At 62.7% G+C, this 17328-nt stretch carries 14 protein-coding genes and 1 tRNA gene; 5 read left to right on the top strand and 10 right to left on the bottom strand.

Translation table 11 applies throughout. The features are described from left to right. Positions 1 to 2 precede the first annotated feature (2 nt). From NGM28_RS17660 to NGM28_RS17640, 5 genes are read right to left on the bottom strand one after another with little or no spacing between them, the layout of a single operon-like run. A complete protein-coding gene (locus NGM28_RS17660; protein WP_252090944.1) occupies positions 3 to 1445 on the bottom strand; it encodes an alginate export family protein in 1443 nt (480 codons plus the stop codon). Beyond that, the gene (locus tag NGM28_RS17655) at positions 1442 to 2890 is read right to left on the bottom strand and encodes a tetratricopeptide repeat protein (RefSeq protein WP_252090943.1); all 1449 of its coding nucleotides are present in this window, start codon (positions 2888 to 2890) and stop codon (positions 1442 to 1444) included. The genes NGM28_RS17660 and NGM28_RS17655 overlap by 4 nt, the downstream gene beginning before the upstream one ends. Before the next feature lie 9 nt (positions 2891 to 2899). Next, complete coding sequence (locus NGM28_RS17650) at positions 2900 to 4045, bottom strand: PilZ domain-containing protein (protein ID WP_240066485.1); 1146 nt, start codon at positions 4043 to 4045, stop codon at positions 2900 to 2902. 16 nt (positions 4046 to 4061) lie between these two features. Continuing rightward, positions 4062 to 5594 (bottom strand): glycosyltransferase, encoded by a 1533-nt coding sequence (locus NGM28_RS17645; RefSeq protein WP_252090942.1) that lies wholly within the window; start codon positions 5592 to 5594, stop codon positions 4062 to 4064. Positions 5595 to 5623: 29 nt separating this feature from the next. Beyond that, positions 5624 to 6931 carry a nucleotide sugar dehydrogenase gene (locus NGM28_RS17640; RefSeq protein WP_252090941.1) on the bottom strand — a complete coding sequence of 436 codons (1308 nt, stop codon included), beginning with the start codon at positions 6929 to 6931 and terminating at the stop codon, positions 5624 to 5626. 616 nt (positions 6932 to 7547) lie between these two features. Between NGM28_RS17640 and NGM28_RS17635 the strand changes: the two genes are divergently transcribed. The 5 genes from NGM28_RS17635 to NGM28_RS17615 all read left to right on the top strand — a co-directional run bounded on the left by NGM28_RS17635 (position 7548) and on the right by NGM28_RS17615 (position 11205). Further along, on the top strand, positions 7548 to 7937 hold the full coding sequence (locus tag NGM28_RS17635; protein WP_011534584.1) for a helix-turn-helix domain-containing protein: 390 nt from the start codon (positions 7548 to 7550) through the stop codon (positions 7935 to 7937). Between the two features lie 63 nt (positions 7938 to 8000). After that, entirely contained in the window at positions 8001 to 8639 is a 639-nt protein-coding gene (gene gacA, locus NGM28_RS17630; RefSeq protein WP_011534583.1) for a response regulator transcription factor GacA, read from the top strand. Between the two features lie 9 nt (positions 8640 to 8648). Continuing rightward, positions 8649 to 10472 carry an excinuclease ABC subunit UvrC gene (gene uvrC, locus NGM28_RS17625; protein WP_252090940.1) on the top strand — a complete coding sequence of 608 codons (1824 nt, stop codon included), beginning with the start codon at positions 8649 to 8651 and terminating at the stop codon, positions 10470 to 10472. A gap of 33 nt (positions 10473 to 10505) precedes the next feature. Beyond that, positions 10506 to 11066: a CDP-diacylglycerol--glycerol-3-phosphate 3-phosphatidyltransferase gene (pgsA, locus tag NGM28_RS17620; RefSeq protein WP_011534581.1), complete on the top strand. Its 561-nt coding sequence runs from the start codon at positions 10506 to 10508 to the stop codon at positions 11064 to 11066. A 63-nt stretch (positions 11067 to 11129) separates the two neighbouring features. Further along, positions 11130 to 11205 (top strand) — tRNA-Gly (locus NGM28_RS17615). A gap of 443 nt (positions 11206 to 11648) precedes the next feature. Here NGM28_RS17615 and NGM28_RS17605 read toward each other — a convergent pair. From NGM28_RS17605 to NGM28_RS17585, 5 genes are all read right to left on the bottom strand, one after another. Continuing rightward, positions 11649 to 11906, bottom strand: coding sequence for a PAAR domain-containing protein (locus NGM28_RS17605; protein ID WP_252090939.1), 258 nt, complete (start codon positions 11904 to 11906; stop codon positions 11649 to 11651). Further along, complete coding sequence (locus NGM28_RS17600; protein WP_252090938.1) at positions 11903 to 12796, bottom strand: DUF6708 domain-containing protein; 894 nt, start codon at positions 12794 to 12796, stop codon at positions 11903 to 11905. The genes NGM28_RS17605 and NGM28_RS17600 overlap by 4 nt, the downstream gene beginning before the upstream one ends. 2 nt (positions 12797 to 12798) lie before the next feature. After that, positions 12799 to 15789: a T6SS effector BTH_I2691 family protein gene (locus NGM28_RS17595; protein WP_252090937.1), complete on the bottom strand. Its 2991-nt coding sequence runs from the start codon at positions 15787 to 15789 to the stop codon at positions 12799 to 12801. After that, a complete protein-coding gene (locus tag NGM28_RS17590; protein WP_502943873.1) occupies positions 15782 to 16702 on the bottom strand; it encodes a DUF4123 domain-containing protein in 921 nt (306 codons plus the stop codon). The genes NGM28_RS17595 and NGM28_RS17590 overlap by 8 nt, the downstream gene beginning before the upstream one ends. Continuing rightward, positions 16699 to 17328 (bottom strand): bacteriophage T4 gp5 trimerization domain-containing protein (locus tag NGM28_RS17585; protein ID WP_502943872.1); only part of this gene is annotated, 630 nt, incomplete at its 5' end. The genes NGM28_RS17590 and NGM28_RS17585, both read right to left, overlap by 4 nt.

Below are 17328 nucleotides of genomic sequence, written 5' to 3'. Positions count from 1 at the left end.
CCTCAGTAGCTGATCACTAAGCCGACGCTCAGCTGGTAGTCGTCGCCAGTGTCCAGCGCGCTGCCTGCGTTGAGGTAGCTGGCGCTGACCAGGGTGTTGATATCCAGGTGCTTGCCGTCGAGGGCAACCGGGAACATTTTCCAGTAGTAGTTGAGGTCGATCATCTGCCCGACGTTGTCACCCTTGCCGTGCAAGCCGGCGTTGAGTTCGCCCTGGCGTCGGGCGCGGGCATCGGCGGCCAGGCGGATCGGCAGGGCGCCGCCCGGGTCGCGCAGGTTGAGCTGGGTGACCCGCAGGTCCAGGGCGCTGCGCGGGGTGGGGCGGGTTTCCAGGGCGATGCCGTAGTAGCTCAGGTTGCGCAGGTCGAGGGCGACGAACGCGCTGGTCAGGCGCGTGCTGTAGGAGCCCTGGCGGGTGATGCGGTCGGACTGGATCGGGTTGAGGCGGAAGCCATCGTTGTCATCGTCCGGCTTGTCGGTCAGGCCGCCGCGCAGGGCCACACGTGGGGTCCAGGGCAGGGTGTCGAAGCGTTTGCCGACTTCACCCAGCGCCGCCCAGCCGCGGCTGCTGTGCCCCGTGGTGGTGATACCGTTGCCGGCGGTGTTGTCCATCTTGCCGTCCAGCGCCGCCAGCTCCAGGAGGTAGTCGCTGGCCAGCGGCAGGTGGTCGCCCTTGAAGAACAGCCCGTAGCGCCAGCCCTTGAAGTCGTAGCGGTCGTCGATGTCGTGGCTGCTGCGGTCGTTTTCCTGCATCAGGCGCAGGCCGGCCTGGTTGTTCGGGCTCCAGCGATAGGCGTACTGGCCCATGAGGTACAGCGTGCGTTCCTCACTGGCGGCCAGCGAGTTGACGTCGGTGTTGTAGTTGCGAAATTTCTGCCCGACCGCGACGAAGGCGTCGGAGAAGGTGTCCTGGTAGTTGAAGCGTAGCGACTCCAGGCTGTCGTCCCACCAGATGCCGTAGTCGTCGGAGAAGCGCTGGCGGCCGAGCGACAGCGAGAAGCGCGGGTCGTCGCCAATCAGGTTGCGCTTTACGTACAGCTCGCGCAGCTCGGCGTACCAGCCCTCGGGTTGTTCGCGCTCGTTGTTGTTGGTCGATTCGTTGGCCAGGTTGCTCGACTGGCTGGAGTCGTAGTTCAGCCACAGGCGCCCGTAGACCATCCACCTGGCCCAACGTTTTTCCGGCGAGTACCAGGCGAACGACGGCTCGTAGCGCAGGCTGTAGAAGGTCTCGCGATCACGCCCGACTTGCGAGTCCTGCGGGCCGTAGCCGGTCTGCACGGTGAGCTTGTTGAAGACTTCCGAAGTGATCACCGGCTCATCGGCGCTGGCCACGCGCACGGGGGCGCTGCTGTCGGCTTCGGGGCCGGTGACTTCCTCGAGTGCCTGGGCCGCTGGCAACGGTGCCAGGGCGAGCAGGGCGCCGAGCAGGGAGAGGTGCGCTTTCACAGAGTGGCTTCCTTCAACAGAGCGTTGCGCGCGGCCAGGGCGCGCGCGATGTCATCCTTGGGCAGGGTCTTGTCCAGCCGTTTGAGCAGGCCGCGGGCGCGGGTCTCGCCCAGGTCCAGGGCAATGCGTGCGTAGGTGTAGGCCTTGACCGGGTCGTGGCAGATCGCACGACCGCGCAGGTACACGGTGGCCATGCGGTACCAGGCGGCGGTGGAGCCTTGCTCGGCCTGGGCCTGCCAGATGGCGATAGCGCGTTCCTGGTCGGGCTGGTCGAGGCCGCCCTTGCTGTACAGGTCGCCAAGCAATAGTTGGGCGTCGGGGTAGCGGGCGGCGATCAGTTCGTCGATCAGCACCTGGGCTTTTTCCGGGGCGAGGGTCAGCCAGTTGTTGACCATGTAGAACGCCGCCTCGAGTGCCTTGGCCCGGGTCGGCGCCTTGGCCCGCACCTGGGCGATCAGCGCCTGGGTTTCCTCGGCGTTGTGCTCGGTGGGGTTGGAGATCATGAAGTTGGCCTTGGACACCAGCGCCGGCAGGTAGCCACGGGTGACCGCGTGATCCAGCCAGCGCTGGGCTTCGGCGATGCCGTCGGCGCGCAGCTGTTCGTTGGCCTTGTCGCGGGCCAGTTGCTCAGGCGTTGGGTCGACCTGGGGGCCCATGGCGCTGCCCTGGCGTTGTTCGCGCTCGGCGTCCAGTTCGCCACGGAACACGCCGTGGATGTTGTCCAGTAGCGCGCCGATACGGTGCACGACCTCCACCGGCAAACCGGCCATTTCGGGCTCCAGATTGCGGGCGAAGACTAGAAAGGCGGTGTCCTGGCGCTCACCCAGGAAGCGGTAGTAGCGGTCGACGCCGCGTGGGTCGATGCGCGCGGCCTTGCGGTACCAGCGTTCGGCCTCGGCGCGCTTGCCCTGGCGCTCGGCGACCACGGCGCGGTACAGCTCAGGCCGGCAATTGAGCAGGCAGCTCTGCTCGTACAGCGCCAGCAGTTCGGCGGCGCGTTCGCCGGGGAACAGCTGCGGGTAGACCAGGAACACCTCCAGGCTGGTACTTGTGCTGCGCGGGTCGAGATCGTTGGGGTAGCGGGTCAGGGCCTGGCGTACCCACGCCTGATGGCTGCGTTGCAGGCGCGGGGTTCGGTCGAGCAAGCGCGCCAGCGAGGCGAGCGCCGGGATCTGGCCATGGCCGTCGGCGAAGGCGTCCTGGTACAGGCGCACGATTTCCTGGCGGCTGGCGCCGTCGCTGTTGGCCAGCACATCGCCGAGCAACTGCTTGGAGGCCAGGTCGCCACGGTCGGCGAGCTGGCGCAGGTCGGCCACGACATCAGCCCCCGGGTCCTTGTACAGCGCGTAGCGGATCTGCTCCAGGCTTTGCCCGGCACAGGCGCTGCCGGCCCAGACCAGGCCCAGGCCGGCCAGCAACAGGCGCCGGCTGTTCTTGGCATTCATGGCTGGCCCTCAGTTGCCGCTGCCGGACGGCAGGCCCAGGTACAGGTCGACCGCCACCGCCTTCTGGTAGGCCGCCGCCGGCAGCGGGCTGTCCGGCTGGATGGTCAGGGCCAGGTTGCGGTTCACCTCGTCGGAGCGGGCATCCACCACCGTGCCGCTGAAGTGCTGGTCGAGGCCGAACACCTGCATGTCCACCGAACGCACGCGGCTCACATCGGCGAGCTTGTCGAACGGCACGTTGGCGCGCACGAACAGGCCCTCGTGCTTCGGCAGCAGGTGCAGCATCGGCGCGGCCTTGTAGCCGAAGCCATCGAGCGGTTGCGACGGGTACCAGACCTGGCAGTCGCACGGGCTGTTGATCACCGTCTCGACACTGGCGCGCCCCAGAAGCACCTGCAGGTCGCCGGGTGCGAGGTCGGCCAGGGCCTTCATGTCCGCCGGGCTGGTGAAGCTCGTGGCCAATTGGGTCGAGATGTTCGCCAGCGGCTGGCCGGCCTGCACTTCGGTGGCGCCGGCCGGCAGCAGGTACTTCACGTAGCCGTTGTCCGGCATGCTGATCACCTGGGCGTTGGCCGCCACCGTGGCCTGCACTGCCGGGATACGGAAGAACAGCAGGTAGCCCTTGTAGGCGACGAAACCCAGCGCCGCCAGCCCCGCGGCGGTGTACAGCGCGGTACCGGCAATGGCCTTCAGGCGCTCGCCCGGGGTGCGCGCGCTGGCCTGCTGGTGCTTGCGCGCCTTGATGTAGTTCTCGCGCTGCATCACGTTGAACAGGCCATTGATGTCGGCGACTTCGCCGGACAGGTAGGCGCTGATCAGGTAGCGCAGGATGTCGCGCTTCTGCGCGTCAAGGTCGACGAACTGGGCGCCGACCTCCTGGCCGCGCTGGGAGACGATGCGTATCTTGGCGTCGATGGACAGGTCGACCTGGTTCAGACGTAGTTGGATCGACGCATCGTATAGCGCGCCCACCGTAAGCGGCGCCTCGTGCAACAGGCCGATACCGCCGAGGGAGATATCCTGCAGGCCCGCCTCGAAGGGCTCGCGGCCCTTGGCGGACAGGCGCACGCGGGCGTTCATCCGGGTGCGCACGTACTGTCGCTCGTCGATGGCCTCATGGACGATAGTGGCCGTTGGGGTATTCGAAGTACTCATGTGCAGGCGCCTTTCCTTAACGGTGCGAGAGTTCCAGGAGAACAGTGATGACCCCGAAGAACAGGGCGATAGACGCGCACAGCATCGCCTTCGAGGACCAGCGGTTGAGGCCGGCGTCGAAGTCGACGCTGCCGGTGGCCAGGGTGGTCTTCTGCCGCGTCCAGCGTTGCTGGTCCATGTGGAACATCGCGTAGACCTTCATCAGCGAACCGACGATCTGGTTGTAATAGAGAACGAACGGGTACATCGGGCTGACCGGGTGCCCGGCGAACACGAACAGCACTGTCACCAGGCTGCGCGAGACCAGCACCCAGAACAGGTACACCAGCAGGTACTGGATGCCGAACACCAGGCCCGCCACCAGCGAGGCGGTCAGGCCCATCAGGCAGGTCCACATCGACACGCGTTGGTCAAGCAGCACATAGAGCGTGAACAACCCCAGGCGCGCGCGGCCGAGCAGGGCGGTGGCGCGGAAGTTCTGCCGCAGCGAGTTGCCGTACCAGCGGAACATCAATTGGCGGGTGGCGACCCAGAAGCTGTCGCTGGGCGGGTGCTCGACGGTGAGGGTGTGGCTGTCGGGCACGTAGAAGGTGTCCCAGCCGGCGCGCATCAGGCTCAGCCAGCTCGACTTGTCGTCGCCGGTGAGGAACTGGAAGCGGCCCAGGCGCCAGTGTTCGAGGAAGTCGGCTTCCACGTCGCGGATGAACGCAGGCTCGGTCATCACGCTGGCGCGAAAGAACGACAGCCGTCCGGTGAGGGTCAGCACCCGGTGTGACAAGGCCATCGAGCACATGTTGATATGCCGCTGGACGAAGCGCATCGAATGCCACTGGCGCATCCAGCGGCTGCCCTCGACCTCGCAGAACTCGTTGGTGGTCAGGCCACCCACGTCGGGCAGCAGGGCGAACAGCTTCACCGCCCGTTCGACGCAACCCGGCAGCATCATCGTGTCGCCGTCGACCACGCCCACCACCGCATCCTCCAGCGGCATCTGCCGCGACAGGGCACGGAAGGCATGGGCCAGGCCGTCACGCTTGCCGGTGCCGCGGGCACGCACGATCACCAGGTTGAGGTCGTCGCGGCCCTGCACTTCACTGCGCAGGATGTCCTTGATGAACTGCTCGTCGCCCTTTTCGACGATCGAGGCAATCACCGTGCACGGTACGTTCAACCGCTGCACTTCCTGGAATACCGACTGGTACACCTTGAAGGTGGTGTGGGTAGGGATGCGAAAGCTGGTCACCACCATGAACAGGTGCGACGGCAAGGCCGCGTCGCCCAGGCGTTCGACCTGGCGGCGCAGGCGCGGAAAGCGCCAGTGCAGGAAGTACATGCCGCGCAGGTAGTGGACGATGGCATTGCCATAGCGCCACATGCCCAGGGTGCCGATGATGAAGATGAACAGGTGGTGGCTGGGGGCCAGGTACTGCGGCGCGACCATCTGCGCGGCCAGCGCGATCAGCCCGGCGAGCAACGACCAGGCGCAGAAGCGGGCGGCCGCGCGCAGGTACCCCGGGGCCTCGGCGGGCCGCTGATGCTGTCGATCCATGTGCTTGTCGCTCCTGAGTGCGGCGGGGTTTACCAGCAGATGCCCTGGTGTCGGGCGTTGCTCGGCCCGGTCATGAAACCGACCAGGTCGATCACCTGCTTGCCGCGCTCGGCCGCGAGCGCCTGGGCGAAGCGTTCGTCGTTGTTGCCCAGCACGATCACCTCGGCCTCGTCGATCACCTGCGCCAGGTCGCTGCGCAGCAGGGCACTGACATGGGGGATCTGTTCCTCGATGTACTGGCGGTTGGCACCGACGCGGCGGGCGTGCTCGACGTTGGCGTCGAAGATGCGCAGGTCGTGGCCGGTGCCGATCAGTTGTTCGGCCAGGGTCAGCAGCGGGCTTTCGCGCAGGTCGTCGCTGCCGGCCTTGAACGCCAAGCCGAGCAGGGCGATCTTGCGTTTGCCGTATTGCGTCACCAGGTCGAAGGCGTGCTGCACCTGGTGGCGGTTGCTGGCCATGATCGCGGCCAGCAGCGGATGCTCGACGTCCAGCTGGCCGGCGCGGTAGGTGAGGGCGCGCACGTCCTTGGGCAGGCACGAGCCGCCGAAGGCGAAGCCGGGGCGCAGGTAGTAGCGCGACAGGTTGAGCTTGAAGTCCTGGCAGACCACGTCCATCACTTCGCGGCCATCCACGCCCGAGGCCTTGGCGATGTTGCCGATCTCGTTGGCGAAGCTCACTTTGGTGGCGTGCCACACGTTGCAGGTGTATTTGATCAGCTCGGCGACTTCGACCGACTTACGGATCACCGGGGCGTCGAGGCTTTGGTATAGCGAGGCGAGCAGGTCGCCGGATTGCGTGTCGAGCTCGCCGATCACGGTCATGGCCGGGAAGTCGTAGTCCTGGATCGCCGTGCTTTCGCGCAGGAACTCCGGGTTGACCGCCACGCCGAAGTCGACGCCGGCGCGTTTGCCCGAGGCCTGTTCCAGCAGGGGGATGACCACGTTCTTCACCGTGCCCGGCAGCACCGTGCTACGCACCACCACGGTGTGGCGGCTGGCCTTGTCGCGCAGTGCCGCGCCGATCTCCCGGCACACCGCCTCCATGTACACCAGGTCGAGGTCGCCGTTTTTCTTGCTGGGGGTGCCCACGCACAGCAGCGACAGGTCGGTGGCCAGGATCGCCGCCTGCACATCGGTGGTGCCGCGCAGGCGGCCCTGGCGCACGCCATCGAGCAGCAATTGCTCGAGGCCCGGCTCGACGATCGGCGAGCGGCCCTGGTTGATCAGGTCGATCTTGTCCTGGGCGACATCCACCCCCAGTACCTGGTGGCCGCGGGCCGACAGGCACCCGGCGCACACCGCCCCCACATAGCCCAGTCCGAAGATGCTGATGTTCATAGATCCCTCTCCCTCGGGCGCGGCACAAACCGGCCGAGATAGTCCATTCGTTGAAGTTGTCGACGTGGCAGACGTGCACGATCAAGCCGCGCTTGAATAAGGCGGTGCAGGCTGTTCCTGGTTGTCTTTTTACATCCTAAGGAGGTTTTTCTTAGTTAGGCAAGTGCTGGCATTCTGCAAGTTTGAAGTTTTTTAAAAGTTTCTGTCGTTTTAAGAAAAATCTATTAAAAACAGGCGGTTAAAGTTTATGAAAGTTAGGCGTCAAAAAAATGTTTGACTCATGATTGACGATAAAATGGCGTCAATCTCACCCCTGCTTCAGGTCGCTCAACGTGGTCTTTCATGTCTTGCAGTCCTCGTTTTTTGTTGTTGGATTCATTTTGGTAACGCGCCCCTGTAGGAGCCGGCTTGCCGGCGAACACCGGCAAGGCCGTTGCCAGGCAACTCAACCCGATGCGTCCGCCCATTGCCCCGGCTTTCAGGGGCGGGGCAATGACGTGGCGCAATGATGGCTTGCAAGGATTGGATCCAATTGGCATAGTGCCGAGCGAATGTAGACGCATTCACTCGGGTGCTGGATGCGCCCGTCTACCATCCATGCAAAGGAGGCAAGCAGATGAACGGATTTGGTCCCCGCCTACGAGAAGAGCGCGAACGCCTGGGCCTGACCCAGCGCGTATTCGGTGATATCGGGGGGGTAGAGCCCAACGCCCAGGGCAAATACGAGAGTGGCGAACGCACCCCCCGCATGGACTACCTCGCCGCCGTGGCGGCCAAGGGCGTCGATGCGCTTTACGTGTTGAGCGGGGTCTGCACCCCCGCACCGCTGGACAGCCTGACCGCCGACGAAGACCGTCTGCTCGGCGCCTTTCGGCGTTTGCCATCGGCCGACCAGGCTGCGGTATGGCACCTGCTCAACCGCCTGGCAGGTGAAATGGACGGGCCGGATGCACCGCGGGTACGGCGCCTCGACCGGCAGGCGTACTTCCATGACGCTTTGCGCTAGGTTCGCCGTGAAATTTTTTGTTAAGGTGGCGGGATCCAATCGCCCCACTAACGAGGTGTCTGCTTGATTAGGGTCCTGGTGGTCGACGATCACGATCTGGTGCGTACCGGCATCACGCGCATGCTGGCCGACATCGACGGCCTGCAAGTGGTGGGGGAGGCGGACTCCGGCGAGTCCGCCCTCAAACTCGCCCGTGAGCTCAAGCCCGACGTGGTCCTGATGGACGTGAAGATGCCAGGGATCGGCGGCCTGGAGGCAACGCGCAAGCTGCTGCGCAGCCATCCGGACACGAAAGTGGTCGCGGTGACCGTGTGCGAGGAAGACCCGTTCCCCACCCGCTTGCTGCAGGCGGGGGCCGCCGGCTACCTCACCAAGGGGGCCGGGCTCGACGAGATGGTCCAGGCGATTCGCCTGGCCTTCGCCGGTCAGCGCTACATCTGCCCGCAGATCGCCCAGCAACTGGCGTTGAAGTCGTTCCAGCCCCAGGGCTCGCCGTTCGACGCCCTGTCGGAGCGGGAGATCCAGATCGCCCTGATGATCGTCGGCTGCCAGAAAGTGCAGATCATCTCCGACAAGTTGTGTCTGTCCCCCAAGACCGTCAATACTTACCGTTATCGAATCTTCGAAAAACTCTCGGTCACCAGTGATGTCGAATTGACCTTGCTGGCCGTCCGCCACGGTATGGTCGACGCAAGTCTTTAAGCACACCTCATGTCTCAACCTTTTGACGCAAGCGCGTTCCTGGCGACCTGCAGCGGTCGCCCGGGCGTGTACCGGATGTTCGACGGCGAAGCCCGGCTGCTGTATGTGGGCAAGGCCAAGAACCTCAAGAAGCGCCTGGCCAGCTATTTCCGCAAGACCGGCCTGGCGCCGAAGACGGCTGCCCTGGTGGGGCGCATCGCCCAGGTCGAAACCACCATCACCGCCAACGAGACCGAAGCGCTGCTGCTCGAGCAGACGCTGATCAAGGAATGGCGGCCGCCCTACAACATCCTGCTGCGCGACGATAAGTCCTACCCGTACGTGTTCCTGTCCGACGGTGAATTCCCGCGCCTGGGTATCCACCGTGGCGCGAAGAAGGCCAAGGGCCGCTATTTCGGCCCGTACCCCAGCGCCGGCGCCATCCGCGAAAGCCTGAGCCTGTTGCAGAAGGCATTCTCGGTGCGCCAGTGCGAGGACAGCTACTACGCCAACCGCACCCGCCCGTGCCTGCAGTACCAGATCAAGCGCTGCAAGGGCCCGTGCGTGGGCTTGGTGACGCCCGAGGAGTACACCGAGGACGTGCGCCATTCGGTGATGTTCCTTGAAGGCCGCAGCCAGCAACTGGGCAACGAGCTCAACGCCGAGATGGAAAAGGCCGCGATGGCCCTGAACTTCGAGAAGGCCGCCGAGCTGCGCGACCAGATCGCCTTGCTGCGCCGGGTGCAGGACCAGCAGTACATGGAAGGTGGCTCGGGCGATGTCGACGTGGTGGCAGCCTTCGTCAACCCGGGCGGTGCCTGCGTGCACCTGATCAGCGTGCGTGGCGGCCGGGTGCTGGGCAGCAAGAACTACTTCCCGCAGGTGGGTATCGAAGAGGAGGTAGCCGAAGTCATGGCCGCGTTCCTCTCCCAGTACTACCTGGGCAACGCCGAGCGCGAACTGCCGGGCGAGCTGATCGTCAACGTGGTGCACGAGGACTTCGACGCCATCACCGAGGCCGTGCAGACGCTGCGCGGCCGCGAGCTCAGCATCAGCCACCGGGTGCGCGGCACCCGGGCTCGTTGGCAGCAACTGGCGGTGACCAACGCCGAACAGGCCCTCAACGCTCGCCTGGCCAACCGCCAGCACATGGCTGCGCGTTTCGAGGCGCTGGCCCAAGTGCTCGACCTGGACGAAGTGCCGCAGCGCCTGGAGTGCTACGACATCAGCCACTCCAGTGGCGAGGCCACCGTGGCCAGCTGCGTGGTGTTCGGCCCCGAAGGCCCGCTCAAGTCCGACTACCGCCGCTTCAACATCGAAGGCGTCACCGCTGGCGACGACTACGCAGCCATGCACCAGGCCTTGCAGCGCCGCTATGGGCGGATCAAGGACGGCGAGGGCAAGCTGCCCGACGTGCTGTTGGTGGACGGCGGCAAGGGCCAGCTGAACATGGCCCGCGACGTGATGCAGGCGCTGGGCTTCGGTGACCTGACACTGCTGGGGGTGGCCAAGGGCGTGACCCGCAAGGCCGGTTTCGAGACCCTGTACCTCAACGACGTGGCCCACGAGTTCACCCTCAAGGGCGATTCACCAGCCCTGCACCTGATCCAGCAAATCCGCGACGAAGCCCACCGGTTCGCCATCACCGGCCACCGCGCCCGCCGCGGCAAGGCCCGTCGTACCTCGAGCCTGGAAGATGTGGCCGGGGTCGGGCCGAAGCGCCGACGCGACCTGCTGAAACATTTCGGCGGCCTGCAGGAGCTCAACCGCGCCAGTATCGATGAGATCGCCAAGGCCCCGGGCATCAGTAAAAAGCTTGCCGAGTTGATTTATGCCAGCCTGCATAGCGAGTAGAATGCCGGGCTCAACTCGCAGCCAGTCGTACCGATGAATATTCCAAACCTGCTCACCGTTCTACGCGTCCTGCTCATCCCGATCTTCATCCTGCTGTTCTATGTGCCCTATCACTGGAGCTACATGGCCGCCAGCACGGTGTTCGCCATCGCCGCCGCCACCGACTGGCTCGACGGCTACCTGGCCCGTCGGTTGCAGCAGAGCACGCCATTCGGCGCCTTCCTCGACCCGGTGGCCGACAAGCTGATGGTGGCCGTGGCCCTGGTGCTGCTGGTGCAGGTGCACGCCAACTTCTGGCTCACGCTGCCAGCGGCGGTGATCATCGGCCGCGAGATCGTGGTCTCGGCACTGCGCGAGTGGATGGCTGAGCTTGGGGCGAGGGCGCACGTGGCGGTGTCGAACCTGGGCAAGTGGAAGACCGCCGCGCAGATGCTGGCGCTGGTGATCCTGCTGGCCAACCCACCGGTGCTGACCTTCTGGGTGGTGCTGGGCTATGGTTTGCTGCTGGTGGCCGCCGGCCTGACCCTGGTGTCGATGGTGCACTACCTGCTGGCCGCCTGGCCGCACCTGCGCGAAGGCTCGGAGCAAAAATAAAAGTTTTTTGAATCAAGGGGTTGACGCCGTTCTGTAATTCGATAGAATGGCGCCCATCACGACGCGGGAATAGCTCAGTTGGTAGAGCACGACCTTGCCAAGGTCGGGGTCGCGAGTTCGAGTCTCGTTTCCCGCTCCAAATATCGATCTACAGAGTTCCATGGAAGTCTTTAGATCATTGAAAATAGACGCTTCGGCGTCTTTTTTCGTTCCGCTCAAAGCCACTTCGATCCATGGGCATCCGGACTTTTTCGTGTTCGGGAGCCCGTAGATGGCACTTTAAAATGCAACCGTTCGCCAGGCCAAGGCCACCGGCAAGGACTACACCCTCGGCGATAGCGACGGCCTGTCACTCGGCGTGAGCGGGGCTGGCGGAAAATCGCGGCATTTCCGTTACTTATGGGCCAGCAAGCAAAATCGTATGCCTTGGCACCTATCCCTAAGTCGGGCGGTGTCAGGCGCGCTCACTGCGCGATCAAGCGCGGCGGCTGATCGCCCAAGGCCCCAACCCTTGCACGCATCGCCGGCATCAGCGCCGCACCCATAACCTTGCAGAGCAGAACACCTATGCCGGTTTTGCTGTCATTCAATCAGCCAACCCGGATCACCCTCGACCAAGGTTCCGCCATGGCTGGTGGTGTCTCCCTCCCTTGCCGCCGGTTGGCCCTCGATGATCGTGCTGCTAGCACCGGTTTCGATGACAGCGCCACAACTGATTCGGTCGCCGACGCATGCTATTGCCCTGCCATTCACGAATGCAGCGCTTGCGCCTGTTTCCACGGTGCCTTCGCCATGGATGGGGCAACTATGACGATGGCCTACGAGTACGATAGGTTTCATTTGCGCTTTCCTTTTTTTAGTTGAACAGGGGCTTCGTCGAAGGCCTCTGGCGGAGGCGGTGCTGCCCGGACATTGAAGAGGCGACACACGCCATACCAGCAGAGGGCGAGGCCGAGGTTGTAGGGGAACAACACGGCCCAGAACGGCAGTTGCCAGTTTTTCTTGCCCTGCATTTCTCCGGGCTCGCCGGTTCGCCAGGGGGCGTAGTGGCGCCAGGCTTCTGCCGGAGTCAGGCAGATGGCATGAAGCGGCCGGTACCACCAGTTGGGTTCGCCGGGAGGAGGGAGTTTGGCCGGGCCGTGGTTCATGAAGTGGCGAAGGTATTCCCAGACTTCGGCGACGTGCTTGATGCCGGGTTCGGTGGGTTCGTTGCTGTCGGTCCAGAGGCAATCTTTTTGATGGAGACTTCCGTCTTTTCGACGGGGTGCGAATGCGAGTGCATAGGAGGTGGTGAAAGATGAGCCACCAAACTCTGTGCGCCTGAAAAGACCACCTCCAGTATTGTGCCACTCAAAGACGAATACCCTCCTAAAACGTTGGTAGTAAATTTTCTTTGTTGAACGGTTGAAGCAAACACTTGATAACCCTTTGATGAGCCAAATTCGATAAAAAAGAAACGGAAGAAATATGAAGGGCGATAAAGCCATTCCGATCATTAGGGTGGGTGCGCGCATATAATCATTCCAGTTGCCACTGGATAGTAAAATAAAGTAAAATATGCATACTGATGCAATAGTCATTGCACAGTACAGCTTACCCATAAAAATAGAGTCTGATACCCAAGGGTTGCGTAGACACAGAGTGTTTCTGGATACACTTAATAGCTGTCCACCAATGGCGGGTTTATACCCTGAGTATGAGGTTGAGTTAAATAACCATATGGTTCTCATAATCAGCGCTCGAGACGGAAGTTGGAATGAATCTCAATGGCTTCGTCCAGCCCTTGATTAGTGCTGTAGGCGAGATGCAGTGAGACGTGGTTTTGGTGGGTCAGCGTGAGCTTGAAATGAAGAATCAAGCCGGCGCCTACAACGTAGGCGACGGGATTGATTGGTAATATGTCCATTCCTCCATCGTCACGAAGGCTGCTCGAACTTCCTGACCAGTGGCTGGCGCCTATTGCGAAGCCCGGTAGCAGAATTGTGAACTCAGCCGTTGCTCCAGATGTGGCCGCATATTTAAATTTTATAGCTGACCAGTTTGGCTGTGCCCAGTGAGTGTTCTGGTGCCATTGAGTATCGACATTGGTTACGCCAAGTGATTGCGCTTGCTTGGCTGATAATAGTTTTGGCCCATAGTGCTCGTTATGCCAGGCTTTGATTTCTGCGTGCAAGGAGGGGAGTGGAGGAAGTTTCTTGTCATGGTCCAGGATAATGTCAGAGCGGATCTCTCCATCATTGATGCGATTGCCAAAGATGCTGCGTGCTGCCCAAAGCTCAATCGGACTGTGAACGCGTTCATGTGCTTTGGCGTGAAGATACAGACCCCCAGCAATGATCGTTGCTCCCGCGAGCACCAACGCCGCTGCGGCCCATCCCGCGAAGGGTACAAACACCGTGGGCCCTGCTATTGCAAGCCCGGCCTCAAGGACGACGACAGAGCCAATAGCCGTACTTAATCCACCGGCTAGCGTATATCCTGCTGCGATAAAATCACCGTTATCGAATTGGCGGTGTACCTTGAATGCATCAGAGAAGAAACCAGAGGCTATCGCAGGGTATCCCGCTAAACGCGCAAACAGATTACTGCTCAAGAACTTGATTACGCCGTTACCAAACGCCATCCCCGGCGCCGTCGAACTCAATCTCAGCATCACGGCTTTCTGCGTTGCGCGTACGCTAACCAATGTCGCCGCAGCCGCACCGATCACCCCGAAAATCGACGCTGCAAACCCCAAGGTGTATTCCGGCGCATTGCTTTTCTGCAGGCTGTTGTAAGCCGTCTTCAGCGAGATCACGTTGAACCACAGCATTCCGGCGTTCAGACCACCGCCTCCGCCCGACGTAAGCAACCCGAGCAAGTTGGGTTTAACCCGCGCAGTGGTGGTCAGCTCAACCGCCACCGTCCGATTGCCCGAAATACGCAGCTGCTTCATTTCCTCAACCTGCGCCATGCCGCTCTTCAAATACCGCTCCACCTCCTGGCTGAACGGGTTTTCCCGGATGGCCTGGTCGGTGATCTGGTAACGCGCCGCCAACAGCCCCAGCGCTTTCTCGGCATTGGCCTCACGCGCCGCCAGCAGTACTTGCTGACGCAGGGTGTGGCTGGCATCCCAGCGGGTGTGACCACGCAGGCGTTTGAGCACCACGGCGTTGACGGACTGGGCCGTGAGATCGGTGATGTCGGCAATGGCCGGGAAACGCCCGGCCAGCCCTTCGATGACATTGTCGCCGCCGCCCAGCACACCGCCGGCCGCATCGGCTTTGTCCTTGAAGGGATTGAACGGCGCCAGGGCGGTGTAGAGCGGGCTGTCGTGCTGGTCCAGCCACTGTTCCAGGCGTTTGAAGCGCCGATCTTGGTCTTCGGTACCGGGTGTCGGCTGGCCCATCGGGTAGATCAGCAGGGCCAGGGCGATTTCCAGGCCACGGGCCGAGATGCGTTCGTTGCGGTCATAGCACGCCAGTGCGGCGGCCAGGCTGTAGGGGTCATCGATATGCGCAGCTTCGGCCGTGGCCAGCCACGCGTCGTGATCATGACTGGCTTGCAGGGCAAGGTTGCGCAGGCCTGCAATGCGCTGCTCCAGCTCATCGCGTTCGGCGAGGAACTGCAGGTATTTGTCGGTATCGATGCGCAGCGCCAAACGCGCACCGTTCGGGGAATAGTCCTCGTGAGTGAGGGCCCGATAACGTGCCTCGGCCGGGGGGAGAGGGCGTCCTGTGCGGGTGGACTGCAGCCTTATCTCGACCACTTCGGTAGCGGGCATATCCGCCGGGTACATCGTCTCCAGTGTTTTGTTCAGCAGCAGGGCGACCAGGTTGCGATGGTGAAAATCACGGCTCTGCTGACTGAGCCGTTCGGCATCCAGCTGGTAGCACGCCGGTACGTCTGCCTGCTCGGAGCCTTGCGCGGGCTTGGTGTGTTCTTGCTGCTCGGCGGGCATCAGGTCATGCAGTTGGTGCTGGTAGGCCGAGACCGACAGGCTCAGGTCCAGGGCCACGCCTTCAGCATCAGCCAGCGCCACCACCACCGGTATTTTCGGCTGGGTGCTGGGATAGTCCCGGGCAATGGCGTTGAGCCTGCCGACGGACAAGGTGGTTGTGGACGCGTGGCTGCTCCAGGTCAGGGACATACGCCGGCTTGCCGGTTTGTAGTCTTCGACCCAGTTTTGCAGCGCACTGAGCGGCAGCACATGGGGCTGGGTGGAGGGGGCCGGGTTGCCGGCAATCAGCTCGGCCATGTCCAGCTGGCGCATATGCCGTTTGCGCAGGGCTGCTGAAGCGGTGATGCGGGCAGTCGTGGCGTTGGTCCACAGGTGCGGGCTGTAGCCGATCCACACTTCCTTGGCGGTGTCCGGGCGGGTGTCGGCCCATACCCAGCCCATGCTCTGGCTGGACAGGTAGTGTTCGCGCAGGTGGTAGTCTTCCAGGCCCTGGTAGCGCAGCTCCCGGTAGCGTCCTTCGCCGTCGTACTCATGAATGACCAGTTTTTCGCCCTGGGGGCCTTTCATGAACACATAGATGTAGCCTGGGCGTAGCGCGCGCAGGGTGTAGGACGAGTGCTGCAGCGGGGCGAAGCCTTGTTCCAGGTTGAAGCCTGCGCCTGCGTAGCGACAGGCCGGGGCATCGCCCGTACGCGGCACGATGGCATAGCGCACCGGCAGGATGGGCACGCGTGGGCTGCAGGCGGGGCCGGAGGTGGCGCTGCCGACGGCGGGGCTAGTCATGGGTGGATTCCTTGATTTGGACCAGTGCGTGCAGCTCGCGAAGACGGGCCTGGGGCGACTCGTTGAGGTTGGTGTAGATCTTCGTAGCCTGGTCACTGCTCATCAGCCACATGTGCCCGGCCATCAGCCGAATGAACTGACCTGCGGTTTCCTCGTCGCGAAAGTTGAGTGACTTCAGCTGCGGCAACAGGGCTTCAATCCATTTCCTAATGGCGGCTAACGTTTGGGCGGCATGGGGTGGCATGGCCAAGACTTCGTGCGCCAGCGTGAGGATGAAGTGCTCGCGTATACCTGCGTGCAGCCGGTCCAGTTCATGTACGCGAAGGCGCAGCGGTGCTTGCGATATCAGGCGGGCAGTAGTCGGGGTGCGTTCGTGTGTTTTCCATTCATGGGCCGGCCCCCAGTTGACTCGCCAGGCCAGTGACGACACAGGCCCAAGCCAGGTGGCGCGATGATCGCCGTCCAATGCATCGAGCCAGGCTGCAAGATGATCCGGCTTGAAGTAAAAATTGGCTGCTCCCTGATCCGGGAGCGTGACCTGAGTAAGGCTGGTGAAATGGTCCGCTAGCACGGCGAGGCAAGCTTCGCTATCCAGTACTATGGCCCCTCCAACGGGCATCCAGGTGGTGATTGCATGGGCAAGCAGTTCGGGCGCTTCTGAAACATCGACCAGCAAAGGGCCAAATTCGTGGCGGTCGTCCAGCGCGCTGCGCTTCCATAGCCATGCATGTTGAGTATTTCGGCTGACGTTATTGATGAGGTCGAGTACTGATGGGGCATAGGCCGGCACCAATTCGCCTTCTTGCGGTATGGGCCGGTAGGCCCAGTACTCGAGCTCGCGGGTCATGAGCAGCAAAAAACGATAGGGATATCCGAGAGGTTCGCCGGACAGATGCGAGGGTGTTGTATTCATTGGACTGGCCCTTTGATACAGCGGCAGTCGGGCAACGGGCAGGTACCATCGGGGCGCCGCCCGCATAGGCGGTCCAGAGGTTTGCCAGTGATGGGTGCGCTGCTGATGGAAAAGGGGTTGGTGCTACCGCTTGGAGATTGGAGCAGGACGCCGTTGATGTGTAGGTTTGGGCTGTCCAGGGTGATGCCCGTGTCATCAATCCGGATGGAGCCTCCTGGCCCTTGGATGATCACAGCTTCCGCTGTTCGAAGGTCGTAGCGTCGAGTGCGCCTGCGGATTTCCAGTCCCGCCTCCAGCTCTGCATGGCCCTCGACCTGCTGCTCAAGATTGCCGCCGACGCTGATGTGGTGATTGGCTGTGATCTGGTCGTGGCGATGATTGCCGACGGCCTCTATGCGGTCTTTGGCGATGTTTATTTTCTGATTTCGGCCTATGTCGACAAACGTATCCTGGCCAATCCGGACCCGCTCATCATTGCCCACCGTTTGGCTGCGGTCATGCCCGATACTGAGCGTCTCGTCATGATCGACCTGTTCACTGCGGTCATTGCCGACGAAAGTGGTTTCGTTGTGTTTGACGACATTGTTCTGGTCCTTCTGCGCATGGATAAATACCTCCTGCCGACC

It is taken from the genome of Pseudomonas sp. MWU13-3659, assembly GCF_023757525.1.
Classification (GTDB): domain Bacteria; phylum Pseudomonadota; class Gammaproteobacteria; order Pseudomonadales; family Pseudomonadaceae; genus Aquipseudomonas; species Aquipseudomonas entomophila_E.
This window is presented reverse-complemented; position numbering and strand designations above follow the sequence as displayed.

Excerpts from the sequence above, each read along its gene's own strand:
- NGM28_RS17605 (WP_252090939.1), bottom strand. The coding sequence starts at position 11,906 with ATGAAACCTATCGTACTCGTAGGCCATCGTCATAGTTGCCCCATCCAT.
- NGM28_RS17635 (WP_011534584.1), top strand. The coding sequence starts at position 7,548 with ATGAACGGATTTGGTCCCCGCCTACGAGAAGAGCGCGAACGCCTGGGC.
- uvrC (WP_252090940.1), top strand. The coding sequence starts at position 8,649 with ATGTCTCAACCTTTTGACGCAAGCGCGTTCCTGGCGACCTGCAGCGGT.
- NGM28_RS17645 (WP_252090942.1), bottom strand. The coding sequence starts at position 5,594 with ATGGATCGACAGCATCAGCGGCCCGCCGAGGCCCCGGGGTACCTGCGC.
- NGM28_RS17590 (WP_502943873.1), bottom strand. The coding sequence starts at position 16,702 with ATGAATACAACACCCTCGCATCTGTCCGGCGAACCTCTCGGATATCCC.
- NGM28_RS17655 (WP_252090943.1), bottom strand. The coding sequence starts at position 2,890 with ATGAATGCCAAGAACAGCCGGCGCCTGTTGCTGGCCGGCCTGGGCCTG.
- pgsA (WP_011534581.1), top strand. The coding sequence starts at position 10,506 with ATGAATATTCCAAACCTGCTCACCGTTCTACGCGTCCTGCTCATCCCG.
- NGM28_RS17640 (WP_252090941.1), bottom strand. The coding sequence starts at position 6,931 with ATGAACATCAGCATCTTCGGACTGGGCTATGTGGGGGCGGTGTGCGCC.
- NGM28_RS17650 (WP_240066485.1), bottom strand. The coding sequence starts at position 4,045 with ATGAGTACTTCGAATACCCCAACGGCCACTATCGTCCATGAGGCCATC.
- NGM28_RS17600 (WP_252090938.1), bottom strand. The coding sequence starts at position 12,796 with ATGAGAACCATATGGTTATTTAACTCAACCTCATACTCAGGGTATAAA.
- NGM28_RS17595 (WP_252090937.1), bottom strand. The coding sequence starts at position 15,789 with ATGACTAGCCCCGCCGTCGGCAGCGCCACCTCCGGCCCCGCCTGCAGC.